This is a genomic window from Ruegeria sp. CDSA089 (assembly GCF_059612205.1).
The window spans coordinates 260741-282686 of record NZ_JBXWQD010000002.1 but is presented as its reverse complement, the minus strand read 5'-3'; the positions used below and the strand labels follow the sequence as shown (position 1 = coordinate 282686).

Genomic DNA, 21946 nt, shown 5'->3' with positions numbered 1-21946 from the left:
TACCGCGGTCAGTTGGCTTGACGGCGCAAGAAGGCCGGAATTTCGATCCGTTCCTGCTCGGGATCGGCCTGATCATGGGCCGGAGCCGTGGCATCAGACTGGCGCATCACGGGCTGCTGACGCTGCGGTTGGGCCGGTGTATCCGCCGCATGGCCGGTCATCCGGTCGATCAGACGGTTGAAGCCAAACCGCGGGCGATCCGCCTCGGATTGCGGCGCCGGAGCGGGCTGCGGACGCGATGCCATATGGCTGCGATCCCCCGTAGGGACGTTCTGTACAGCGGCTTGCAGACGCTGCAATGCTTCGGGCGACGGAGTGCCTGCTGCAGGCTGAGGCTGCGGCGCATAGCTTTCCGGAGCAGGCTCAACCGGCTCGGGCGTCGGCTCGAATTCGGCGACACGTGGCTGATAAGCCGGAGGCGGCAGGCCATCATCGTCCTGTTCAGCCTGAGGTTGGAAACGGGGCTCGGATGGCTCCTCTGTCGCCTCGAACAGCGACGGTTCACGCACGGGCTCGGCCTCAATCGGTTCGGCAACCGCTGCCGGCGCTTCTTCTTCAGCCGCTTCTTCTTCTGCTGAAACCGTGCGGGTCAGCGGAGCCGACATCGAACGGCGCGCAACCGGCACGTCCTCGGATTTCTCAGTGGCGTCGATGCCAGTGGCCACGACCGACACGCGCATGCCACCTTCCATCGCGGTATCCAGTGTCGAGCCGACGATGATGTTGGCCTCGGGGTCCACTTCCTCGCGGATGCGGTTGGCGGCTTCGTCCAGTTCGAACAGGGTCAGGTCGTGCGAGCCGGTGATGTTGATCAGCACGCCTTTGGCACCCCTGAGGCTGATCTCGTCCAGCAGCGGGTTGGCAATCGCCTTCTCGGCGGCTTGAACCGCGCGATCTTCGCCGGTGGCCTCGCCAGTGCCCATCATCGCCTTGCCCATCTCGTCCATCACGGCGCGCACATCGGCAAAATCGAGGTTGATCAAGCCCGGACGCACCATCAGGTCGGTTACGCCTTTAACGCCCTGATACAGAACGTCATCGGCCATCGAGAATGCCTCGGTGAATGTTGTCTTTTCATTCGCCAGACGGAACAGGTTCTGGTTCGGGATAATGATCAGCGTGTCGACAACCTTTTGCAGCGCTTCAACACCGTCTTCGGCCTGACGCATCCGCTTGGCCCCTTCGAACTGGAAGGGTTTGGTCACAACACCCACCGTCAGAACGCCCAGCTCACGCGCGGCCTGCGCGATGATCGGAGCAGCACCCGTACCGGTGCCACCTCCCATACCGGCAGTGATGAAGCACATATGCGCGCCTGCCAGATGATCGACGATCTGCTCGATGCTCTCTTCGGCGGCAGCTGCGCCAACGGTCGGGCGCGCCCCTGCTCCCAGACCTTCGGTGACTTTCACGCCAAGCTGCACGCGCGCCGAGGATTGGCTTTGCTGCAATGCTTGCGCATCAGTGTTGGCGACGACGAAATCCACGCCATCCAACTCTTTTTCAATCATATTATTGACGGCGTTACCACCTGCGCCGCCTACGCCAAATACCGTAATCCGAGGCTTCAGTTCATCGTGCCCGGGCATCGAAAGATTCAATGTCATGCTTCTGTCCGCCTGTTTATATGCTCCGCCAACGCGGTGTTTTTCTTACCTATCCTTAAACAATCCTACCGACCGAAACCGCAAAGGTCACGCCAAAAATCGTCAGACTCCACAAAATATGGAGGAATTAAGGCATTGCCCGCCGGTATTTCGTATTGTTTGCCAGATGTTGCGGAATGAACTCAATCCAGCACAAAACATACCCCTGCACGAGGGCCGCAGGCGGTTGCGCGGACTGCGATTGAATCGTTTTTTTAGGGTGCGGAAACCTGCTCGGGTCCTCGCATAGGGCCTCTGACGGGCCTTGTGGATATCTTGCTGGATTCGACGCCTCTCCGCAAGGGAATTCTTCAACCAATAGGAGTACTTGGACAATTCAGACTGTCGTCCGAGATGCTACGCACCTCTTGAATTTCACCGTTCGTAATTTCCGCCAAACGCACCATCAGACGATCATTGTAGACAAACGGCCACCAACACACGGGGAGGCCATCAGGATCGTCGTCATATAGGAAACAAACCTTACCATCAGGGGTGGTAATCTGACCGTAGACACAACCTCTACCCTCCATCCGCCAGACTGAGAGACTCGGACTCAGGAACTCTTCGGTGCCGACCAGGCCACCGCCGGGCAGAAGATGGAATCGGACCGTCTTGCCTTGCACTGCATCCAGAAACGCCTCGGGCGTTATCAGGGTCTGCGCGCGGACAGACGCCGGAATCGCGGCAACCAGCGCCGCGATCAGGAGTTTACCAATTGTCACGGAACCAGCGCACGGCGCGTTTGAACGGGCGTGCGGCATAGGTATCGACGGGAATCTCGAAATCCCACCATTCATCCTGCGGATGCGCCGCAAACAGGCTGAGCCCCACCACGGATGAGAATCCTGGCCCCGTCGCCGATTGCGGCAAACCATGTACGCGCAATGGGCGGCCCAAACGCACGCGCTGGCCCAGGATCCGAGTTGCCAGCCCATCCAGCCCCATGATCTGACTACCGCCACCGGTCAGAACGATCTGTTGGCTGGGCAGATGGTCGAACCCAGCGGCGTCTAGACGAATGCGGACTTCCTCGAGGATTTCTTCGACTCGGGGACGCATGATGCCGATCAACTCGGCCCGGCTGACGGTGCGGCGGTCATGTTCCCAATCGCCGGTATCGCCACCGATGTCGATCAGGTCGCGGTCATCTGCCCCGGTCGCGTGAACGCCGCCGTTGAAGGTCTTGATCCGTTCGGCCACATTCGCAGGTACGCCAAGACCCATCGAGATATCGCTGGTCACGTGATCCCCACCCATGCGCACGCAATCGGCGAAAATCATGTGCTTTTTCATGAAGATGGACACGCTGGTCGTGCCGCCGCCCATGTCGATACAGGCCGCGCCCAGCTCTTGCTCATCCTCGACCAGCGCAGAAATCCCCGACACATAGGCCGAGTTCGCGATCCCTGCCAGTTCCAAGTCACACCGCTTTATGCAGCGCACGATGTTCTGGATCGCAACCGCATCCACGGTCAGCATATGCATATCGACGGCCAGCGACTGCCCCATCTGGCCACGCGGATCAATCAAACCCGAGCGGTTGTCCAAGGCAAAATTCACAGGCTGCGCGTGCAACACTTCGCGGCCGGCACCATAGTCGGGGACATCGCAGGCGTTCAGCACCCGACCGACCTCGGCCTCGCTGACCACCTGCCCTTCCAGATCGACCTGCGCATCCAGACCGTAGGACCGAGGGTTCGCGCCAGAGAAACAGGCGATCACATGATCGACACGAATTTCAGCCATTTTCTGCGCCGCTTGCAGGGCGGTCCGAATGGCCCGTTCTGTTTCCTGCATCGCGGTGACTTCACCGAATTGCACCCCGCGCGACCGAGTCGTCGCCGCGCCGATCACCCGGAACCCGGTCTGGCCGGCCAGTGATCCGATCCCACTATCTTCATGCAGACGACCTGCACCGTCAAACCGCAGCACAAGGCAAGAAATCTTCGAGCTGCCAACATCCAGAATGGCCACGACACCGCGCTGCATTGCCTGCCTGCGCATCTGCCGCATGGCCCGTTGGGACTGATAAAGATCGGTCATCATGGTCGTTACTGCCTGCTACTCACATCGGTTTTAGTACCCCACCAGTCTTCGCTGGCGGCTTTGGTCATTCGTATCGTCGGACGCTGGCCGAGGCGCATGTCCACAACGGCCACGTCACGTTCCAACAGGTCCTGCACTTCGTTCACCGCCAACACATGCTCCAGCGCGCGCACGGGGCGTTCGGTGGGCAACATGATGCGCTGGCCGCGATCTAGAACCAGGTCCCAGCGGCGCTCGCCTATGCGTACCAACCCGCGCACACGCGCACCAAGACTGCGGGCGGTTGTCAGAAGTTGCAGCGCCTCATCGACATGCCCATCCGCGCCCTTACCTGCAATGAGCGGCAGATGCGCATGATCCTTGCGCGAGGCGATCCGTTCCACATGTGCGCCGGTTTCGTCCAGCAACTCGGTCCCGCTGCGGGTGCGCCAAACCACGACGGGCTGACGCTCGACGACATCCACCTGCAAGATACCACCGGGGCGGATCCGAACGGTGGCGGATTTAACCGGATCAAGCCCGGTAATCGTGTCGCGGATCTGTTCGGCGTCCAAGTCCCAGGAACTGATCGGAAAATCCAGCGGCACGACCTCACGGATATCTTCGGACAGGTTGGTGCCTGCCCCGTCGATCGCCATAAGATTGACCATGAATTCTGGTCGCTGCTGGATCGAGGTCTTGATGTCGTTGACATAGGCCACAACGGCCTCACGCCGATCTTCAGCACTGAAATAGAGCGTAGTGGCCGCGCAGACTGCAAACACAGGCAGGCCGTACTTCAACCCGCGCCGAATACTCGGTGTCAGCATCCAACGTTGTATACGGTAGCTCAGCCGCGATGGCGCCGGATCGAACCTCTGCGATTTACGGCCAAACAGCTTAACCCCGCCCAGCCGCAGCTTGGGCTGCGTATCGTGCCGTTCGCCCGATGCAAAATCAGCATCAGGGCCGGACGGCTGCGTGGTCCGACGAATGACGGGGGCACGGGTGGCTCTTAGCGGTCGCATGAGGCGTCCTCCACCATCCAGGCGCAAAGCTGTCCGAAACTCATGCCGCAATGCTCGGCCTGTTCGGGCACCAGCGAGGTCGGTGTCATGCCCGGCTGGGTGTTGGTTTCCAGCAGGAACAGACCGTCCGCACCCATACTGTCATCCCAGCGGTAGTCGGTGCGGCTGACACCCCGACACCCCAAGGCACTATGGGCCTTCAGTGCATAGTCCATGCAGCGGTCAAAGATATCCTGCGGGATGTCGGCAGGCAGCACATGCCACGAGCCGCCGGGCTTGTACTTGGCGTCATAGTCATACCAGCCGCCATCGGTCATGATCTCGGTCACGGTCAAGGCGCGGTCGCCCATCACGGTAACAGTCAACTCGCGCCCTGCGATGTATTTCTCGACCATCACATGATCTGGCATGTCGTCGGACAGACGAGGCGGGCAATTCGCACCTTCCGAGACAATATAGATCCCAACGCTGGAACCTTCGTTGTTCGGTTTGGCCACATAGGGCGGCTCCATCGCGTGGGATGCCGCGACCTGTTGCTTGGGTAGGATCACGCTGGGAACGATCGGCAAGCCTTCGGTCTGGTAGATCTCTTTGCTGCGTTGTTTGTCCATCGCCAAGGCCGAGGCCAGCACCCCGGAATGCGTGTACGGAAGGCGCATCCATTCCAACAAGCCCTGCACACAGCCGTCTTCGCCCCAGCGCCCATGCAGCGCGTTGAAAACCACATCTGGCTTGATTTCCGACAGGCGCGCAGAAAGGTCGGGACCCGCGTCCAGTTCGACCACTTCAAAGCCTTCTCCCCTAAGGGCGGCTGCGCATTCGCGCCCGCTGCTGAGAGACACCTCGCGTTCCGCCGAGGGGCCGCCCATCAATACCGCCACTTTGGGGTGTGTCCTGCTCGACTTACCCACTTAGCGCCTCAATGTCCCCGGACCTTATGCGGTGGTCCGTACTGCGTTTATGCCTTTGATCCGTCGCCTGAATTTGCCTGTTTTGGTCTGACGGTTGGGGCTTTATTCCTTCAACGGATCTCCGACCCGCATGATTTCCCACTCTAGCGTGATGCCGCTTGTTTCGTAAACCTTTTTTCGCACCTCTTCGCCCAGACCTTCGAGGTCAGCGGCAGTGGCACCGCCAGTGTTGATCAGGAAATTCGAGTGCTTCTCGCTCATCTGCGCGCCACCCTTGGTGGCCCCGCGCATCCCGGCATCGTCGATCACTTTCCACGCCTTCAGATCGTGCACGTCATCCGCCCTGCCCGTCGAGGAAAACCCTGCCGGGTTGCGGAAGGTCGAACCTGCGCTGCGGTCTTTTGTGGGTTGGGTCTCATCGCGTTTTTGCAATTGCGCCGCCATCCGGTCATGCAGCGCTTGTGGATCACCCGCGGGCCCCTCGAACGTGGCCGAAATCAGCACCGCCCCATCGGGCAAATCCGACTGCCGATAGCGGAAGTTCAGGTCCTTCGGTGTCAGGTCCACGACCTCCCCCTGGCGCGTGACAATGGTGGCCTTGCGCAACACGTCCGCTGTGTAGCTGCCATAGCAGCCTGCGTTCATCCGCACCGCCCCACCGACCGAGCCCGGAATGGTACGCAAAAACGTGAGGTCCACCCCCGCATCTGCCGCTTTGCGCGCCACATGCGCATCCAGCGCCGCGGCACCAGCTGTGACGGTGTTACCTGCGATCTCGATCCCGTTGAACCCGCGCCCTAGCCGGATCACCACGGCGCGCAAGCCGCCATCCCGGACGATCAAGTTTGACCCAACACCCATGGGGAACACGTCGAAATCTGCGGGCAGGTCGCGCAGAAACCCTTTCAGATCGTCGATATCCGCAGGTTGGAACAAGTAATCTGCTGGACCGCCGACACGAAGCCATGTCAGGTCGTTCAACGCTCGGTTCTGGGTCAGCTTGCCACGGGGTTCTGGAAGAGATGTCATTCGGGTTCCTTCGCGGATTTACTTCCTCCGCGCAAGCCGTATCTGTCACTGAGCCGAACCGAGCATCCGACGTATCCAGCGCCCCAGATAAATCACCGGCCAACGCAGCACGGACATACCCATCGCCAGCACCAACAGTCCGATCCACGGGCCGTTCTGCAAGGTGACATAGCCCAATATCGGAATCCCCACCGCAATCAGGACATAGGCGCGGGTCCAGTGGTTGTCTTTGCTGGGGATCATCGCCAGCACATTCGCGGCGATTCCCCACAACGCAGCCAGAGCGATTGACCAATTCATTCCTGAACCTCCTGCCCGGTCCAACGGTGCCAGTAGTGGCGGATCGGTCTACGGAACATGGATGCAAACCCCGCGAAGGCCAGCACTGAAACGAACCAGCCGAAATCATGGCCCAACCAGACGATCAGCGCAGGGGCACTGACGAACAGCACAACACCCGGCGGAAACTGCAGGCGCAACGGCAACATCGCCACGATGGTCGAGGCAATCACCCAAAGTCCCGCAAACACCACTGAATTTACCATGCGCCCCTCCGAGGACGTTGTTTCGCGGCTGCAAACGCTCAAATCAGTCGAGCGTCAAGTTGGTTCCCTGCGTCACACAGCTTGTTTACGTTGCAAACGGTCCGGCAAACCGTTGGCCCAGGCGCTGATTGTCCCGGCCCCGAGGCAAACGACCATGTCACCAGGGCGGGCTTGTTCGCGGACCAAACGTTCCAGATCGTTTTCATCCAGCAGCGCGCGGGCGTGACGATGACCGTGGCGGATCAGCCCCTGCACCAGATCATCGCGGGATGCGCCCTCGATCGGGTCTTCACCCGCAGCGAAAATATCAGCGATTGCGACCACGTCGGCGTCGTTGAAACAGGTGCAGAAATCCTCGAACAGGTTCGACAGGCGCGAATAGCGGTGCGGTTGGTGAACGGCGATCACACGCCCATCACTGGCTTGGCGTGCGGCTTTCAGCACGGCGGCAATCTCAACCGGGTGGTGGCCATAGTCGTCGATGATGGTAACGCCATCGACCTCGCCGACCTTGGTAAAGCGGCGATTGACGCCACCGAAATTGGCCAGCGCATCGAGGATTTCAGCGGTTTTCATGCCCAGATGGCGGGCCACAGCCACGGCGGACAAAGCGTTCGAAACATTGTGGTCGCCGGGCATAGGCAGGGTGCAGCCCTCGATCACCGTGTCTTCGTATTGAAGTTGGATATCAAAATGCGCGACGCCGCCCTTATAGGTCAGGTTCACGGCCCGCACATCGGCCTGCGCGTTGAACCCATAGGTGCGCACCCGGCGGTCGCTGATGCGGCCCACCAGCGTCTGCACCTCGGCATGGTCGGTGCAGCACACAGCCAGACCGTAGAAGGGCAGGTTCGAGACGAATTCGTAAAACCCATCCCGCAGCCGGTCGAAATCACCCCAATGCTCCATATGCTCGGGGTCGATATTGGTGACGATGGCAATAGTCGCAGGCAGGCGGTTGAACGAGCCGTCGGATTCGTCGGCCTCGACCACCATCCATTCACCCTGTCCCATCCGCGCGTTGGACCCGTAGGCATGGATGATGCCGCCATTGATCACGGTGGGGTCGAAATCGCCCGCCACCATAAGCTCAGCCATCATGGTGGTCGTGGTGGTCTTGCCATGAGTTCCGGCGATGGCGATGTTGGATTTCAGGCGCATCAACTCGGCCAGCATATCGGCGCGGCGCACCACCGGCAGGCCCTGCGCGCGGGCGCCGTCCAATTCAGGGTTACCCGGCTTGATCGCGGTGGAGACCACAACGACGGCTGCGTTTTCAAGGTTTTCGGCGCGCTGGCCCACGAAAATCTCGGCCCCCAGACCAGCTAGACGGTCGGTGATCTTGGAAGCTTTCAGGTCCGAGCCTTGCACCCGGTAGCCCAGATTCAGCAGCACCTCGGCAATGCCCGACATCCCAATTCCGCCGATGCCAACGAAATGGATCGGCCCTACGTCTTGCGGCAGTTTGGTGGCTGGATTCATGGGGTCTCCTTCTGCGCCAGCTCTTCGACAAGGTGAACCAGACGCTCGGTCGCGTCCGGGGCTCCGGTCGATAGGGCGGCACGGGCCATCTTTTGTGCGGCCTCGGGGTTTGTCAGAACGGCGGTGATTTGCTCGGTCAGCGCGGCAACGTCAAGCAGGTTTTCGGGGATCATGATCGCGCCACCCGCCTGCACCAGCCCGCGCGCATTGGCGGTTTGATGGTCGCCCGCAGCGGCGGCAAAGGGGACAAGGATCGAGGGTCTCCCGATGACCGAGATATCGGCCACACTGGACGCGCCCGAGCGGCTGATCACCAGCTGCGCATCGGACATGCGCCGAGGGACATCATCGAAAAAGGGCAGAACCTCGGCCCGGATGCCATGGTCGGCGTAAAACGCGGTGACGCGTTCGCCGTCTTCGTCGCGGGCCTGATGCGCCACGCGGATATAGGCACGCAGATCTTCCGGCAGCGCCGCAAGTGCGCCGGGCACCACATCACTGAGGATACGCGCACCCTGGCTGCCACCCATCACCAGAACTGACATCGGGTAGTCTCCGGGCGGGATATAGCCTGCCGCGGCACGTTCCAGCACCGCGCCGCGCACCGGGTTGCCGGTATGGACGCCCTTTGCGCCGTCGGGCAAATCCGTGGGCCAGACCCCGCAGGCCACCTGCGCCACGCGCTTGGCAAACAGCTGGTTCACACGGCCCAGCACACCGTTCTGTTCATGGATCATGCGCGGGATGTTCAGCAGAGTCGCCGCCCCCAGCGCCGGGATCGAAGGATAGCCACCAAAGCCAACCACCACATCCGGGCGGTCGCGCATCATTTGCATCGCCATGCTGGTCACGCCGCCCGCGATCTTTGGCCCGACCAACGCTTTGGCCGCCAGCCCGCCACGCGCGAAGGTGGCCGAAGTCGCCTCGACAATCTCGGTCGAATGGGGAAATCCGCCGGTATAGCGCGCGCCGCGCGCATCGGTGGACAGGCGTACGCGCCAGCCTTTTTGCAGCATCGCCTCGGCCAGCGCCTGCGCGGGGAACATGTGCCCCCCGGTGCCGCCTGCCGCGATCAGAAGGTAAGGCATCAGCCGCGACCACGCAGAATGTCACCCAGCTCACCCTGTGGGCGGGTGCGGGTGAAGGCCAGCAACATGCCAACCGCTATACCGCCGGCAATCAGGGACGAGCCGCCATAGCTGACAAACGGCAACGTCATGCCCTTGGCGGGCAGCAAACGCACCGCCACGCCCATGTTGATCATCGCCTGAACGCCGAACATACAGGCCAGACCGGTGCCTGCCAGACGGATGAACATGTCGCGTTCGCGCATCAACCGCAGCAGCGAGCGCACGACGATCAGCGAATAGAGCGCGATGATGATCAGCACCAGGATCAGCCCATACTCCTCGGCCGCGACGGCGATGATGAAATCGGTATGCGCATCGGGCAAGGACCACTTCACCTGCCCTTCACCCACGCCGACGCCGAACAGACCACCTTCGCGGATAGCGTTGGTGGCATAGCCAAGCTGCGTGGTAGGATCGACCTCTTGGTTCAGAAAACCGTCAATGCGGCGGGCAAAGTGTTCCGAGTTGGAATAGGCCAGCATCCCGCCCAGCACCACGGCCCCCGCCATGCCAACCAGCAACAGCATCGGCGCGCCAGCCACGAAATACATCACGCCCCAGCCGAACAGAATCAGACAGGCCTGACCGAAATCCGGTTGCAGCACCAGCATAGCCACAATCGCCATGCACAGCGCAAAGGACCACAATCGCCCCGGAGGACCGTTGATCTCTTGCGAGGCCGCCAGCAGCCATGCGGCGACAACAATGAAGCCGGGCTTCAAAAACTCAGAAGGTTGCAGCGAGGCAAATCCCAGCGAATACCAGCGCACAGCGCCCTTGCCGAAATCGGTCCCGAAGACCGGAAGAAAGGCCAGCGCCACAAACGCGCCCAGAAAACCCAGCACCGCCAAACGCCGTACCAATGTGGGCGACATCATTGAGGTCAGCAGCATCGCCACCAGCGCCAGCCCGCCAAACAGCGCCTGCCGTTCGACATAGTGGAACGGATCGAATCCGTTGCGCCCCGCCAGTGGCGGCGATGAAGCCAACCCCAGCAACAAACCAATGACAAACAGGATCAAAACGCAGGACATGGTCCAGCGATCAATCGTGCGCCACCACTTTGGTAGAATCGGTTCGCCGCGCGTGTCCTGGACCGCGCCATACACCATCTCAGTCATGAGATACCGCCACTCTCTGCCTCGTTCACGCCCCGTTTTCGGGGTCTGATTGAGACTCTACAGCGGTTTTGCCGTTTGGGCTAGGGAAATAAGGGAAAGATAGGAAAATCTCCGCTTAGCGCGGAGACGCCAGCAGATCGGCAAAACGACCAGAGTCACAGCCTTGGCTTGGGTGCCGCGGGCTGGTCGGAATCGCCCGAATTCGGCTCTCCCTTCGGTTCGATCAGCAACACCTTGACCTCGCGCTCTGCACGCGGACGGTGCACGACACCTGTGGGAACCACAAAGATCTCTCCGGCCCGCACGGTTTGCGAGGGCTGGCCTTCGATATCCATGATCATCTCACCCTCGAGCACCAGAAAGAAATCATCGGTGGTGTCATGTTTGTGGAACGGAAACTCGCCCTGGAATTTCACCACCATGACATCATTCTGGTTGTAGTCGGCGACGACGTGCGGGTCCCAATGTGTTGAGAATTGCGCCAGCTTTTCGTGCAGGTTGATCGGGTTCATTTCGGTTCCATCCGGAGTGCGATGACAGGGAAATATCCCATATCATTCGAGAACTCGCAGGCGATTTGCAAGCCTGCACGGATCAACACAGCGTATGGGGCCTTGTCTTTCGCCCTGATCCACGCCATCCCCCGCGCATGAGCTATGACACGATCATCCTGGGTGCCGGTGCTGCTGGCATGATGTGCGCGGCCAATTGTGGCGGGCGGGTTCTGGTGATCGACCATGCCAAAGCGCCGGGTGAGAAGATCCGCATCTCGGGCGGTGGGCGATGCAATTTCACCAATATGCATGCGGGGCCGGGCAATTTCCTGTCGCAGAACCCTCATTTCTGCAAATCCGCGCTGGCACGGTACACGCAGTGGGATTTCGTTGATCTGGTTGGTCGCCATGGCATCGCATGGCACGAGAAAACGCTGGGGCAGTTGTTTTGCGACGGCTCGTCGAAGCAGATCATCCAGATGTTGCTGGATGAGATCGCGCGCGCCGGGGCCGAGCTGTGGGTGCAAACTAGTCTTCGCGATCTGCGCAAGACCGAAGCTGGGTTCGCGTTGGGGGTCGAGCGGGAAGGCCAGCGTCACGACCTGACCTGCCGCAATCTGGTGCTGGCTACAGGTGGCAAGTCCATCCCCAAGATGGGCGCGACCGGGCTGGCCTATGACATCGCGCGACAGTTCGGGCTGCGGGTCACGGATACCCGCGCGGCGCTGGTGCCCTTTACCTTCTCGGATGGCCGGTTCAAAGAGCTGTCAGGCGTGTCCGTACCTGCGCGCCTGTCGAACGCGCGCACCAGCTTTGATGAGGCGTTGTTGTTCACCCATCGTGGCCTCAGCGGACCGTCAGTGCTGCAACTGTCGTCCTATTGGCGTGAAGGCGAGGCGATCTGCGTCAACCTGATCCCGGGCTTGCCCCTGTTCGACCTGCTACGCGATCAGCGTCAGGTCGGAGGGCGCAAGGCCCTGACCACCGAACTGGCACGCCACCTGCCCGCGCGATTGGTGGAGTACCTGAAACACCACCTTTCGATGAATGGAAATCTGGCCGATCAATCCGACGTCGCCCTGACCGATCTATCAGCGGCTCTGTCCGACTGGCAATTGACCCCCTCAGGCACCGAAGGCTATCGCACCGCCGAGGTCACTTTGGGCGGGATCGACACAGATGATCTGTCGTCCAAAACGATGGAGGCCAGGGATGTCCCCGGCCTCTATGCGATTGGTGAAGCAGTGGATGTCACTGGGTGGCTGGGCGGCTACAACTTCCAGTGGGCGTGGTCCTCGGGCCATGCTGCCGGAACCGCCATTGCGGCGCGTTAGCCAACACATCCAATGGCGCGGCCCTAGCCGACGACGTTGTACCCGCGTCCACGCATGCAGTTGCGCACGATGACTTCCTGGTTCTGAGTATTGCTGATCGCACTGGCCCCTGCACCGACAATGGCTCCAGCAACTGCCGCGCGGCCAAGATCACTGGCGCTGTCGTCGATGATAGCCTTGGTGCCAGCGACACCCGCCGCACCGATCGCCGCAGCCCCTGCCGTGTTACCATCCACTACCGGCTGAGACCGGGCCAACGCCTGACATTGGGCCAGATCCGCGTTGTAGTTCGGACCCACAGGCCCATCGACCACGGGCTGGTAATTGGCCCCCACATTGGTGCAGGCCCCCGCAACAAGCAGAGCGGGCAGGATCAAAGAGACTTTACGGTAGGACATAATCTTAACCTCACATTGAATTTAGTGGCACGCAAAACCAAAAATGCTGGTGCGTCAAGCAGATGGCACCGCAGCTTGGCGCAACCGGCGGTCTATTGCAAATCCTTAGTCCGCCAGCCGCTTCTGCACCTCTGCCGTGAAGTCGTCGCCTCGTTGTTCAAAATTGTCATATTGGTCGAAGCTGGCCGCCGCCGGGGCCAGCAAGACCGTCTCACCCGGTTGGGCATCGGCGAAGGCCTGCGCCACGGCTGCGCCCATGGTGGTGCAAACTTGCGCCTCGGCCTCAAGCTGCATGGCAAAACCAGCAGCCTCACGCCCGATGACGTAGGCTTTGACAACATGGGCTTTCGCGCCGTTCAGGGCATCGAGCCCGCCCTCCTTCTCAAGCCCGCCGCAAATCCAGCGAATCTTCTTGAACGCGCGCAACGCCTTGAGCGCACTGTCCACATTGGTGGCTTTCGAGTCGTTCACATAGGTCACACCATTCGCTTCGGCGATGATCTGACTACGATGCGGCAAGCCCGGATAGCTGTGTAGCGCATCTTCGATCACGCGCGGGGCCAGCCCCAACGCGCGGCACGCTGCATAGGCGGCACAGGCGTTTTGATGGTTATGGGCACCCGGCAGACCCTTGATCTCACGCAGGTCAATGGCGCCGGTTTGGCGGCCTTTGCGGTATTCCGAAAGAAACCCCTTGCGCGCAAAAACCTGCCACCCCGGCCCCGTCAGCTTGCGCGTGACCGAAATCCGCATGACCCGGTCATCCGCGGGCCCCTCGGCCAGTTGGCCTGCCAGAAACGCACCTTCTTTCTCATCCACTCCGATCACCGCGCGGTCGGGCCCGCCTTCGGCGAACAGGCGGCGCTTGGCCGCGAAATAGCCGCCCATCCCGCCATGCCGATCAAGATGATCGGGCGACAGGTTGGTAAAAACCGCCACATCCGGCGTCAGCGCACGCGCCAGTTCGGTCTGATAGCTCGACAGTTCCAGCACGACGACCGAGCCATCGCCCCCCGGCTCGATATCCAGCACACCGCGCCCGATATTGCCCGCCAGTTGCGTTTCTCGCCCGGCCGCAGTCAGAATATGATGGATCAGCGCGGCGGTCGTTGATTTACCGTTCGACCCGGTGACCGCTATGACCCGCGGAGGGATGTCGTAATTGTTCCACTCCGGCCCGGCGAAAGACCGAAAAAACAGGCCGATATCATTGTCCACCGGCACTCCGGCCTCCAATGCCGCCGCAACAACCGGGTTCGGCTCAGGGTAGAGGTGCGGAATGCCGGGGGAAACGATCAGGCTCACGATATCGTCAAACGCACCTTGCCGCCGCAGATCAGCGCAAGTGAACCCCTCGGCTTCGGCCTTTTCACGGGCTGCTGGGTTGTCATCCCAACAGATCGGTTCAGCCTTCCCGGCCCGCAGGGCCCGCGCGGTCGCCAACCCGGATCGCCCCAGCCCCAGAACTGCAATTTTCTGTCCTGAACACCCTTTGACCGGGATCATGCCGCCCACCTTCTTCTGCCGCCAAATGCGCCGCCACACTGCGCAGAAGAAACCAGCATTGGCAAGAGACGCAAAAGGCTCGCGCGTCAGCGCGAGCGGGGCCCAACTGGTGGCAGGCGGGCCGCAGGCCCTCCGAACCAGGCGGGAGCGTTACCGGACCTTCAGCGTCGCCAACCCGATCATCGCCAGGATCAGCGAGATGATCCAGAACCGGATCACAATCGTCGGCTCAGCCCAGCCTTTTTTCTCATAGTGATGATGGATCGGCGCCATCAGGAACACCCGTCGCCCGGTCCGTTTGAAATACAGCACCTGAATGATAACACTCAGCGCCTCGACCACAAACAGGCCGCCAACAACAGCCAGCACCAGTTCGTGCTTCGTGGCCACCGCTATCGCCCCCAAAGCACCGCCCAAGGCCAACGACCCCGTGTCGCCCATGAACACCGCCGCCGGGGGTGCATTGTACCACAGGAACCCAAGTCCCGCGCCGAAGAGCGCCGAGGTAAAGATGAAAATCTCACCAGTCCCCGGCACATAATGCACGTCCAGATATTCGGTAAAGTCGACCCGCCCAACCGCATAGGCAATCACACCCAAAGTCGAGGCCGCGATCATCGCAGGCATAATCGCCAAACCGTCCAGCCCGTCGGTCAGGTTCACCGCATTCGCAGCCCCCACGATCACAACAATCGCAAACGGGATATAGAAAATACCCAGATTGACCAGCGTATCCTTGAACACCGGCACTGCCAGCTGGTTCTGCAACGCCTCGGGGTGGTGCAGCGTCGCCCAGCCCGAAGCCAAAACCGCAATCAGTATACCCAAAGCCAGTCGCATCTTGCCCGACACGCCCTTGGTGTTCTGCTTGGAGACCTTGGCATAGTCATCCGCAAAGCCAATCGCCGCATAGCCCAGTGTCACGAACAAAACCATCCACACATAGGGGTTGTCCCACCGCGCCCAGACCAGCGTCGACGTGACCAGAGCACCCACGATCAGCAAGCCCCCCATCGTTGGCGTTCCCGCCTTGGAAAAATGCCCCTCGGGACCATCGTCACGGATCGGCTGACCCTTGCCCTGCTTGCGACGCAGCACATTGATCAGCGGTTTGCCGAAGATAAACCCAAAGATCAGCGCTGTCATAAAGGCACCACCCGCACGGAAGGTGATATAGCGAAAGAGGTTAAAGAAATCCCCGCCATCCGATAGGCCGGTCAACCAATAGAGCATCCTAGTACCTTTCTGATGCGGCGATCATGGCTCAAGCGCGCTCCCTTGCCCCATTTCACGCAGCCCGTCAACAATCCGTGCCAATGCCATACTCAGCGAGCCCTTGGCCAGAACTACATCCCCCGACCGGATCAGGTCAGGCAGCTTGGTGGCCATCTCGGCGCTTGTTTCCGTCCAAAGCCCGCGCTTGTCGTCAGGCAGCGCGTCGTGCAACGATTTCATCAGCGGACCAATGCAATGCACTTGATCGACCTTGGCCATCGCCGCAACATCTGCCATAGCCGCGTGCATTGGCAATTCCTGGGCACCCAGCTCTTTCATGTCACCCAGAAACGCGATGCGGCGGGAACCTTCGGCGGCTGCCAAAACGTCCAACGCCGCTGCCATCGAGGTCGGGTTGGCGTTGTAGCTGTCGTCCAGCAGCTCAATCTGACCACCACCAGCCAACGCGATTTGCTCGCGTACGCCACGGCCTTTGACTGGGGACCACCGGCGCAGACCGGCAATCGCCTTGTCCAGATCGACCCCCATCTCGACGCAGGCCGCCAGAGCACCCAGGGCATTCATCGCAAAATGCGTGCCCGCCGATTGCACGTCGAAACGGACGGCGTCACCGCCCACCTGAGCCGTCGCGTGAACGGAGTCTGCGCTCTGCTCAACATCCGTGAGAATGTAGTCTGCCGCCGCGCGCCCAAATTCCACAATGCCGGCACCACAGCTTTGCGCTGTCTCACCCAAGATACCCGCATGTTCAATATCAGCATTCACGATGGCCGCCCCACCGGGTTCCAGCCCTTCAAAGATCGCGGCTTTCTCATGGGCGATACCGGCCACCGAGTCGAACGCTTCAAGATGCACGGCCGCTACGGTCGTCACCAGCGCCACATGCGGGCGGGCCTGTTGGGCCAGAGGCGCAATCTCTCCGGGATGGTTCATGCCGATCTCAATCACTGCAAATTCGGTGTCGCGCGGCATCCGCGCCAAGGTCAGCGGCACGCCCCAATGGTTGTTGTAGCTGGCGACGCTGGCGTGGGTTTTGCCCTGCGTTTCCAAAACATTGGCCAGCATTTCCTTGGTCGAAGTCTTGCCCACACTGCCCGTCACACCCACCACGCGCGCATCGGTGCGTGCGCGGCCTGCCCGGCCCAACGCCTCCAACCCGGCCTGTACATCGTCGACGATCAGCAACGGCGCATCCTCGGCCACGCCATCGGGGATGCGGGACACCAAAGCCGCCCCTGCCCCCTTTTCCAACGCCTGAGCCACGAAGTCATGCCCGTCCCGTGCCGCCTTTAGCGCCACGAACAGGTCGCCGGGTTGCAAGGTTCGGGTGTCAATCGACACGCCGTTCACGGACCAGTCACAAGTGACGCGCCCGCCGGTGGCCTCAGCGGCCTCAGCCGCAGTCCAGAGCGTCATGCCACCCTCCCGTCCAGCGCGGCCACGCTGATACTGGCCTGTTCCACATCGTCAAAGGGCAGAACCTGATCGCCGACAATCTGACCGGTCTCATGCCCCTTGCCTGCAATCAACAAAGCATCCCCCGGTTGCAGCGCGTCTATGCCGCGCAGAATGGCCTCGGCCCGGTCGCCTACCTCAGTCGCCTCAGGCGCGCCCAACAAAACGGCGGCGCGGATGGTGGCCGGATCCTCGCTGCGCGGGTTGTCATCGGTGACAAAAACCACGTCGGCATGGTTTGCGGCGGCCTGCCCCATCAAAGGCCGCTTGGTCGCATCGCGGTCGCCGCCGGCGCCAACAATGGCAATCAGCCGCCCCATCACATGTGGGCGCAACGCCTTGAGCGCAGTGGCCACAGCGTCAGGCGTATGGGCATAGTCGACGAACACCGCCGCTCCATTGTGGCGCGTCGCTGCAAGTTGCATCCGGCCCCGCACGGTTGTCAGATGCGGCAGAGTTTCAAATACGCGTTCGGGCTCTTCCCCACCGGCGATCACCAGACCACAGGCCAGAAGGATGTTTTCAGCCTGGAACCCTCCGATCAGGTTCAAGCGCGTCTGGAACACTTTGCCCTTCCATGAAAACCGCAAATCCTGCCCTGTGGCGTCAAAACGCTGGTTCATCAGGCACAGATCCGCATCGCCCAGTCCGACGGTCAGAACCTCCTGCCCGCGCGCCTTAGCGATCTTGCGGACCTCGGCCCCTTTGGGGTCGCTCATATTGATCACGACGGTGCCGTCCTGCGGCAGCACCCGGTCGAAGAGACCAGCCTTGGCGGCGAAATACGCCTCGAACGTTTCGTGGTAGTCCAGATGGTCCTGCGTGAAGTTCGAGAACCCCGCAGCCACCAGATGCACCCCGTCCAGACGACGCTGTTCCAACCCGTGCGAGGATGCCTCCATCGCAGCATGGGTCACGCCATTTGCGGCCGCCTCAGCCAGACAGCGATGCAGGGTGATCGGCTCGGGCGTGGTGTGGGCCAGCGGGGCAGTCCATGCGCCTTCGACCCCGGTGGTGCCAAGGTTGACAGCGGCGTGGCCCAGCTCCATCCAGATTTGGCGCACGAATGTGGCGACCGAGGTTTTCCCATTGGTTCCAGTTACGGCCACAATGGTCTGCGGCTGAGCGCCAAACCACAGCGCGGCACATCCAGCCAGCGCCTGACGCGGATCTTCGGCCACGATCAAAGCTGCATCCGATGCGGCCAGTTCCGCTGCTGCGATCTGCGCCCCTTCGGCATCGGTCAGGATGGCTGCCGCGCCCATGCGCAAGGCGTATTGGATAAACTTACCGCCATGCACGCGGGTGCCAGACAAAGCGGCAAACAGGAACCCCTCCTGTACCTCGCGGCTATCCACGGCCAGTCCGGTGATGTCAGGGTTTGCCCCTCCGCGTGCGGTCAGGGCCAGTTGGCTGAGTGTTTTTGTTCTTGTGCCCATGCCCTACCCTTTGCCGGACGGTCTAATTTGAGGTGAGCGTTATAGCAGCGCGCGCCTCAGGCTCAAGCCGGGGACGCAGGCCCAGCAAGGGAGCAACACGTCCAATCAGTTCCGCAGCAACCGGAACGGCTGTCCACCCTGCCGTACGGCGCTTCTCGCCGTATGCCACGATTGAAGGTTCATCCAGCGTGACGATCAGCACGTATTTCGGATCATAAGCTGGAAAGATCGTCGCAAAGGTCGAGATCACTTTGTCATCGTAATACCCACCGCGCGGTTTGGGCTTATCGGCGGTGCCTGTCTTACCCGCAACGTCATAACCAGCCACATCGCCAAAGCTGGCGGTGCCATCTGTGACCACCTTGCGCAACATCTGCTGCGCCTGGCGCGCCGCACTGTCAGACATAATGCGCGGACCGTACTGAGGCCCATTGCGCCGCAAGATCGTCGGGCTGACATAGTGCCCGCCATTGGCAATTGCCGCATAACCCGCCGCCAGATGCATCGGGCTCGTCGACAACCCGTGGCCATAGGAAATGGTCACAGTGCTAAGTTCGCCCCATTTCTTGGGTTTCAGCGGTTCGCCACCTGCGGCCTCGACAATCTCAAACGGGGTGGGCTCGAACATGCCCAGCGCCTTGAGGAACTGTTGCTGCCGCTGCGCGCCGATCTGCAAAGCCAGCCGTCCCGTGCCCCGGTTCGAGCTGTGGACGATCACATCCGCAACGCTGATCTCCCCATAGTTCTTGCCGTTGAACTCGCCAATCGGGAACCGCCCGATCCGCATTGGTCCGGACGTGTCGATGATCGTGCTGGAATTCACCAAGCCAAGCTGCACCGCCTGAGCCGCCGTGAAAATCTTGAAGACCGAGCCCAGCTCGTACACGCCCTGCACATAGCGATTGAACAGCGGACTGTCCGAAGGATCGAACCCCGAGGTCGGCGGGCGCGGTCGGTCATTGGGATCAAAAGACGGTAGCGATGCAGCTGAGACGACCTCGCCCGTATGAGCGTTCATCAGAACGGCGGACGCGCCCTTGGCATTCATGATCTTCATGCCGCCATACAGAACCTGTTCGACCGCCGCCTGTACCGTCAGGTCCAGCGACAGTTGCAGCGGCTTGTTGCCATTGGCAGGGTTGCGCAGATAGTCGTCGAATTGTTTCTCGACACCAGCCACACCGATCACCTCGGCGGCGCTTACGCCTTCGCGCCCAAAGCCCGAGCCACCCAGAATATGCGCGGCCAGCTTACCGTTTGGATAAAGCCGCATCTCACGCGGGCCGAACAGGATACCAGGATCGCCGATGTCATGCACAGCCTGTTTCTGCTCGGGCGAGATCCGTTTCTTAATCCACAGGAATTTACGGTCGCCTGTGAAGTCCTTGATCAGGCGTTCTTTTTCCAGATCAGGAAAAATCGCCACTAACTGGTCCGCAGCCGCCACCGGGTCAATCATCAAAGGCGGCTGGGCATAGACAGAATAGGTGTCCAGATTGGTCGCCAGAATGCGCCCTTCACGGTCAACGATATTGGCGCGCTGCATAGCAATTGCAGCACCGGGGGCACTGGCCAGCGGTTCCTGCGCCTCGGAGGTGGCGAGCATCCCCATGCGAAAACCAACGACCGAAAATGCGCAGAAAAAGAACAGACCCAGCACCAAAAGGCGCCCTTCGGCCCGCGCACGGGCGCGGTCTTTCATGTTTTCGTGACGCTGGCGGATATTCTCGCGCTCGATGGCTTTGGGGTTCTCACCCTTGGCGCGGGCGTCGAGAATACGGGCCAGAGGACGGAGGGGCGTACGTGTCATGGAATCTGCACCTCGCCCAGTGCCTGAATATTGGTGATCGCTTCCAACTCAAAAGGATCAACACCCGGCAAGTCCGGGTCTTCGGCGTAAGAAACCTGGTCGGCGCGCCCAAACTGCTCGGCACGCAAGGGCAACAGGCCCAAGCGCTCAAAGTTCAAGTCAGCCAGTTCGCGAAGGCGGTCCGGACGGTTTAGATAGGCCCATTCGGCGTTCAACACCGCCAGACGTACCTGCGCCATACCGATTTCACGCTGCAATTTCTGCGTTTCCTTCACCACCTGCTGGGTGCGGTAATTTTCTTGATACGCCCAAAGGGCCAGCCCGAACACCGAAAGCGCAGTTAAGACGTACAATATACTTTTCATCTTGCTCTTCCCCCAAGTTGCGGCATCCCAATGGCGCGGGCTTCAATTTCCCCCGCCGGAGCCTCAGTCCGTACCGCCACGCGCAGCTTGGCCGAACGCGCGCGCGGATTTTCTTGCAATTCCTGCTCGTCCGGCCCCACCGCCTTGCGCGTTTTCAGCGTGAATTGCGGCAGCTCCTGTTCCATCTCGGGCGCATAGCGGTTGGCGCGCCCGGTTTTACCCGCCCGCGACTGAAAGAACCGTTTGACCATGCGATCTTCGATGGAATGAAACGTCACCACGGCCAGCTGCCCGCCGGGCTTTAACGCCCGCTCGGCAGCCATGAGGCCTTGAAACAGTTCCTCATATTCTGCATTCACCGCGATCCGCAGCCCCTGAAAGCTGCGGGTCGCCGGGTGCGACTGCCCCGGTTTGGGGCGCGGCAGGCAGGATTCGATGATCTCGGCCAAACGAAGGGTTGTCGTGATCGCCTCCTCCGTACGTGCCTTGACAATGGCCTTGGCAATGCGGCGGCTGGCGCGTTCTTCGCCATAATGGAACAGAATATCGGCCAGTTGCGCTTCGGTTGCGGTATTGACCAGATCTGCAGCGCTTTCGCCCTCCTGGCTCATCCGCATGTCCAGAGGGCCGTCCTTCATGAAGGAAAAGCCCCGCTCGGCCATATCCAACTGCATGGAAGACACGCCCAAATCCAGCACGACGCCATCCAGATCCTGCGCATATTCGTCCATGCGCGAGAATACACCGGCCTGCATCACCAGCCGGTCACCATAGTCGCCCGCCCATTCGGCTGCCATCTCAAAGGCCAGCGGATCACGATCAACGCCGATGACCTTGTCAGCCCCGGCGTCCAGCAGACCGCGCGTATAGCCACCCGCACCGAACGTCCCATCCAGCCAGACGCCCGAAACAGGAGCCACAGCCGCCAGCAATGGGCGCAACAGAACAGGGATATGAGGCTTCTCGGACGAGGGAGTAGCGCCGGCCAT

The 21946-nt window shown here is 61.0% G+C and carries 21 protein-coding genes; 1 reads left to right on the top strand and 20 read right to left on the bottom strand.

The annotated features are described in order from the left end of the window. Positions 1 to 8 precede the first annotated feature (8 nt). The 12 genes from ftsZ to AC2FJ6_RS06995 all read right to left on the bottom strand — a co-directional run bounded on the left by ftsZ (position 9) and on the right by AC2FJ6_RS06995 (position 11432). Positions 9 to 1607, bottom strand: coding sequence for a cell division protein FtsZ (gene ftsZ, locus AC2FJ6_RS07050; RefSeq protein WP_170769221.1), 1599 nt, complete (start codon positions 1605 to 1607; stop codon positions 9 to 11). 350 nt (positions 1608 to 1957) lie between these two features. Further along, on the bottom strand, positions 1958 to 2371 hold the full coding sequence (locus tag AC2FJ6_RS07045; RefSeq protein WP_331252066.1) for a hypothetical protein: 414 nt from the start codon (positions 2369 to 2371) through the stop codon (positions 1958 to 1960). Then, on the bottom strand, positions 2358 to 3692 hold the full coding sequence (ftsA, locus tag AC2FJ6_RS07040) for a cell division protein FtsA (protein WP_170769828.1): 1335 nt from the start codon (positions 3690 to 3692) through the stop codon (positions 2358 to 2360). The genes AC2FJ6_RS07045 and ftsA overlap by 14 nt, the downstream gene beginning before the upstream one ends. Positions 3693 to 3700: 8 nt before the next feature. Beyond that, positions 3701 to 4702, bottom strand: coding sequence for a cell division protein FtsQ/DivIB (locus AC2FJ6_RS07035; RefSeq protein WP_170769219.1), 1002 nt, complete (start codon positions 4700 to 4702; stop codon positions 3701 to 3703). Further along, the gene (locus AC2FJ6_RS07030) at positions 4690 to 5613 is read right to left on the bottom strand and encodes a D-alanine--D-alanine ligase (RefSeq protein WP_170769218.1); all 924 of its coding nucleotides are present in this window, start codon (positions 5611 to 5613) and stop codon (positions 4690 to 4692) included. The genes AC2FJ6_RS07035 and AC2FJ6_RS07030 overlap by 13 nt, the downstream gene beginning before the upstream one ends. 102 nt (positions 5614 to 5715) lie before the next feature. Further along, the gene (murB, locus tag AC2FJ6_RS07025; RefSeq protein ID WP_496668709.1) at positions 5716 to 6642 is read right to left on the bottom strand and encodes a UDP-N-acetylmuramate dehydrogenase; all 927 of its coding nucleotides are present in this window, start codon (positions 6640 to 6642) and stop codon (positions 5716 to 5718) included. Positions 6643 to 6687: 45 nt separating this feature from the next. Continuing rightward, a complete protein-coding gene (locus tag AC2FJ6_RS07020; RefSeq protein ID WP_170784125.1) occupies positions 6688 to 6942 on the bottom strand; it encodes a DUF2484 family protein in 255 nt (84 codons plus the stop codon). Continuing rightward, positions 6939 to 7187 (bottom strand): DUF2484 family protein, encoded by a 249-nt coding sequence (locus tag AC2FJ6_RS07015; RefSeq protein WP_170769215.1) that lies wholly within the window; start codon positions 7185 to 7187, stop codon positions 6939 to 6941. Before AC2FJ6_RS07015 ends, AC2FJ6_RS07020 begins: the two co-directional genes overlap by 4 nt. A 72-nt stretch (positions 7188 to 7259) precedes the next feature. Beyond that, a complete protein-coding gene (murC, locus tag AC2FJ6_RS07010) occupies positions 7260 to 8669 on the bottom strand; it encodes a UDP-N-acetylmuramate--L-alanine ligase (protein ID WP_170769214.1) in 1410 nt (469 codons plus the stop codon). Then, entirely contained in the window at positions 8666 to 9757 is a 1092-nt protein-coding gene (locus AC2FJ6_RS07005) for a UDP-N-acetylglucosamine--N-acetylmuramyl-(pentapeptide) pyrophosphoryl-undecaprenol N-acetylglucosamine transferase (RefSeq protein ID WP_170352555.1), read from the bottom strand. Before AC2FJ6_RS07005 ends, murC begins: the two co-directional genes overlap by 4 nt. Next, complete coding sequence (ftsW, locus tag AC2FJ6_RS07000; protein WP_170769212.1) at positions 9757 to 10920, bottom strand: putative lipid II flippase FtsW; 1164 nt, start codon at positions 10918 to 10920, stop codon at positions 9757 to 9759. The genes AC2FJ6_RS07005 and ftsW overlap by 1 nt, the downstream gene beginning before the upstream one ends. A 155-nt stretch (positions 10921 to 11075) precedes the next feature. Further along, a complete protein-coding gene (locus AC2FJ6_RS06995) occupies positions 11076 to 11432 on the bottom strand; it encodes a cupin domain-containing protein (RefSeq protein WP_170769211.1) in 357 nt (118 codons plus the stop codon). A 137-nt stretch (positions 11433 to 11569) separates the two neighbouring features. Between AC2FJ6_RS06995 and AC2FJ6_RS06990 the strand changes: the two genes are divergently transcribed. Further along, entirely contained in the window at positions 11570 to 12748 is a 1179-nt protein-coding gene (locus tag AC2FJ6_RS06990) for a BaiN/RdsA family NAD(P)/FAD-dependent oxidoreductase (protein ID WP_496668707.1), read from the top strand. A 23-nt stretch (positions 12749 to 12771) separates the two neighbouring features. Here AC2FJ6_RS06990 and AC2FJ6_RS06985 read toward each other — a convergent pair whose 3' ends face one another. The 8 genes from AC2FJ6_RS06985 to rsmH all read right to left on the bottom strand — a co-directional run bounded on the left by AC2FJ6_RS06985 (position 12772) and on the right by rsmH (position 21946). Further along, positions 12772 to 13146, bottom strand: a complete 375-nt coding sequence (locus AC2FJ6_RS06985; protein ID WP_170769209.1) for a glycine zipper family protein — start codon at positions 13144 to 13146, stop codon at positions 12772 to 12774. Positions 13147 to 13251: 105 nt separating this feature from the next. Continuing rightward, positions 13252 to 14652, bottom strand: coding sequence for a UDP-N-acetylmuramoyl-L-alanine--D-glutamate ligase (gene murD, locus AC2FJ6_RS06980; protein WP_170769208.1), 1401 nt, complete (start codon positions 14650 to 14652; stop codon positions 13252 to 13254). A gap of 150 nt (positions 14653 to 14802) precedes the next feature. Then, positions 14803 to 15885: a phospho-N-acetylmuramoyl-pentapeptide-transferase gene (gene mraY / locus AC2FJ6_RS06975; RefSeq protein ID WP_170769207.1), complete on the bottom strand. Its 1083-nt coding sequence runs from the start codon at positions 15883 to 15885 to the stop codon at positions 14803 to 14805. A gap of 24 nt (positions 15886 to 15909) precedes the next feature. Next, complete coding sequence (locus AC2FJ6_RS06970) at positions 15910 to 17304, bottom strand: UDP-N-acetylmuramoyl-tripeptide--D-alanyl-D-alanine ligase (protein ID WP_496668705.1); 1395 nt, start codon at positions 17302 to 17304, stop codon at positions 15910 to 15912. After that, positions 17301 to 18782: a UDP-N-acetylmuramoyl-L-alanyl-D-glutamate--2,6-diaminopimelate ligase gene (locus AC2FJ6_RS06965; protein WP_170769205.1), complete on the bottom strand. Its 1482-nt coding sequence runs from the start codon at positions 18780 to 18782 to the stop codon at positions 17301 to 17303. The genes AC2FJ6_RS06970 and AC2FJ6_RS06965 overlap by 4 nt, the downstream gene beginning before the upstream one ends. Positions 18783 to 18804: 22 nt before the next feature. Then, entirely contained in the window at positions 18805 to 20592 is a 1788-nt protein-coding gene (locus tag AC2FJ6_RS06960; RefSeq protein ID WP_170769204.1) for a peptidoglycan D,D-transpeptidase FtsI family protein, read from the bottom strand. Then, on the bottom strand, positions 20589 to 20957 hold the full coding sequence (ftsL, locus tag AC2FJ6_RS06955) for a cell division protein FtsL (RefSeq protein WP_170769203.1): 369 nt from the start codon (positions 20955 to 20957) through the stop codon (positions 20589 to 20591). Before ftsL ends, AC2FJ6_RS06960 begins: the two co-directional genes overlap by 4 nt. Next, positions 20954 to 21946 carry a 16S rRNA (cytosine(1402)-N(4))-methyltransferase RsmH gene (gene rsmH, locus AC2FJ6_RS06950; protein WP_170769202.1) on the bottom strand — a complete coding sequence of 331 codons (993 nt, stop codon included), beginning with the start codon at positions 21944 to 21946 and terminating at the stop codon, positions 20954 to 20956. The genes ftsL and rsmH overlap by 4 nt, the downstream gene beginning before the upstream one ends.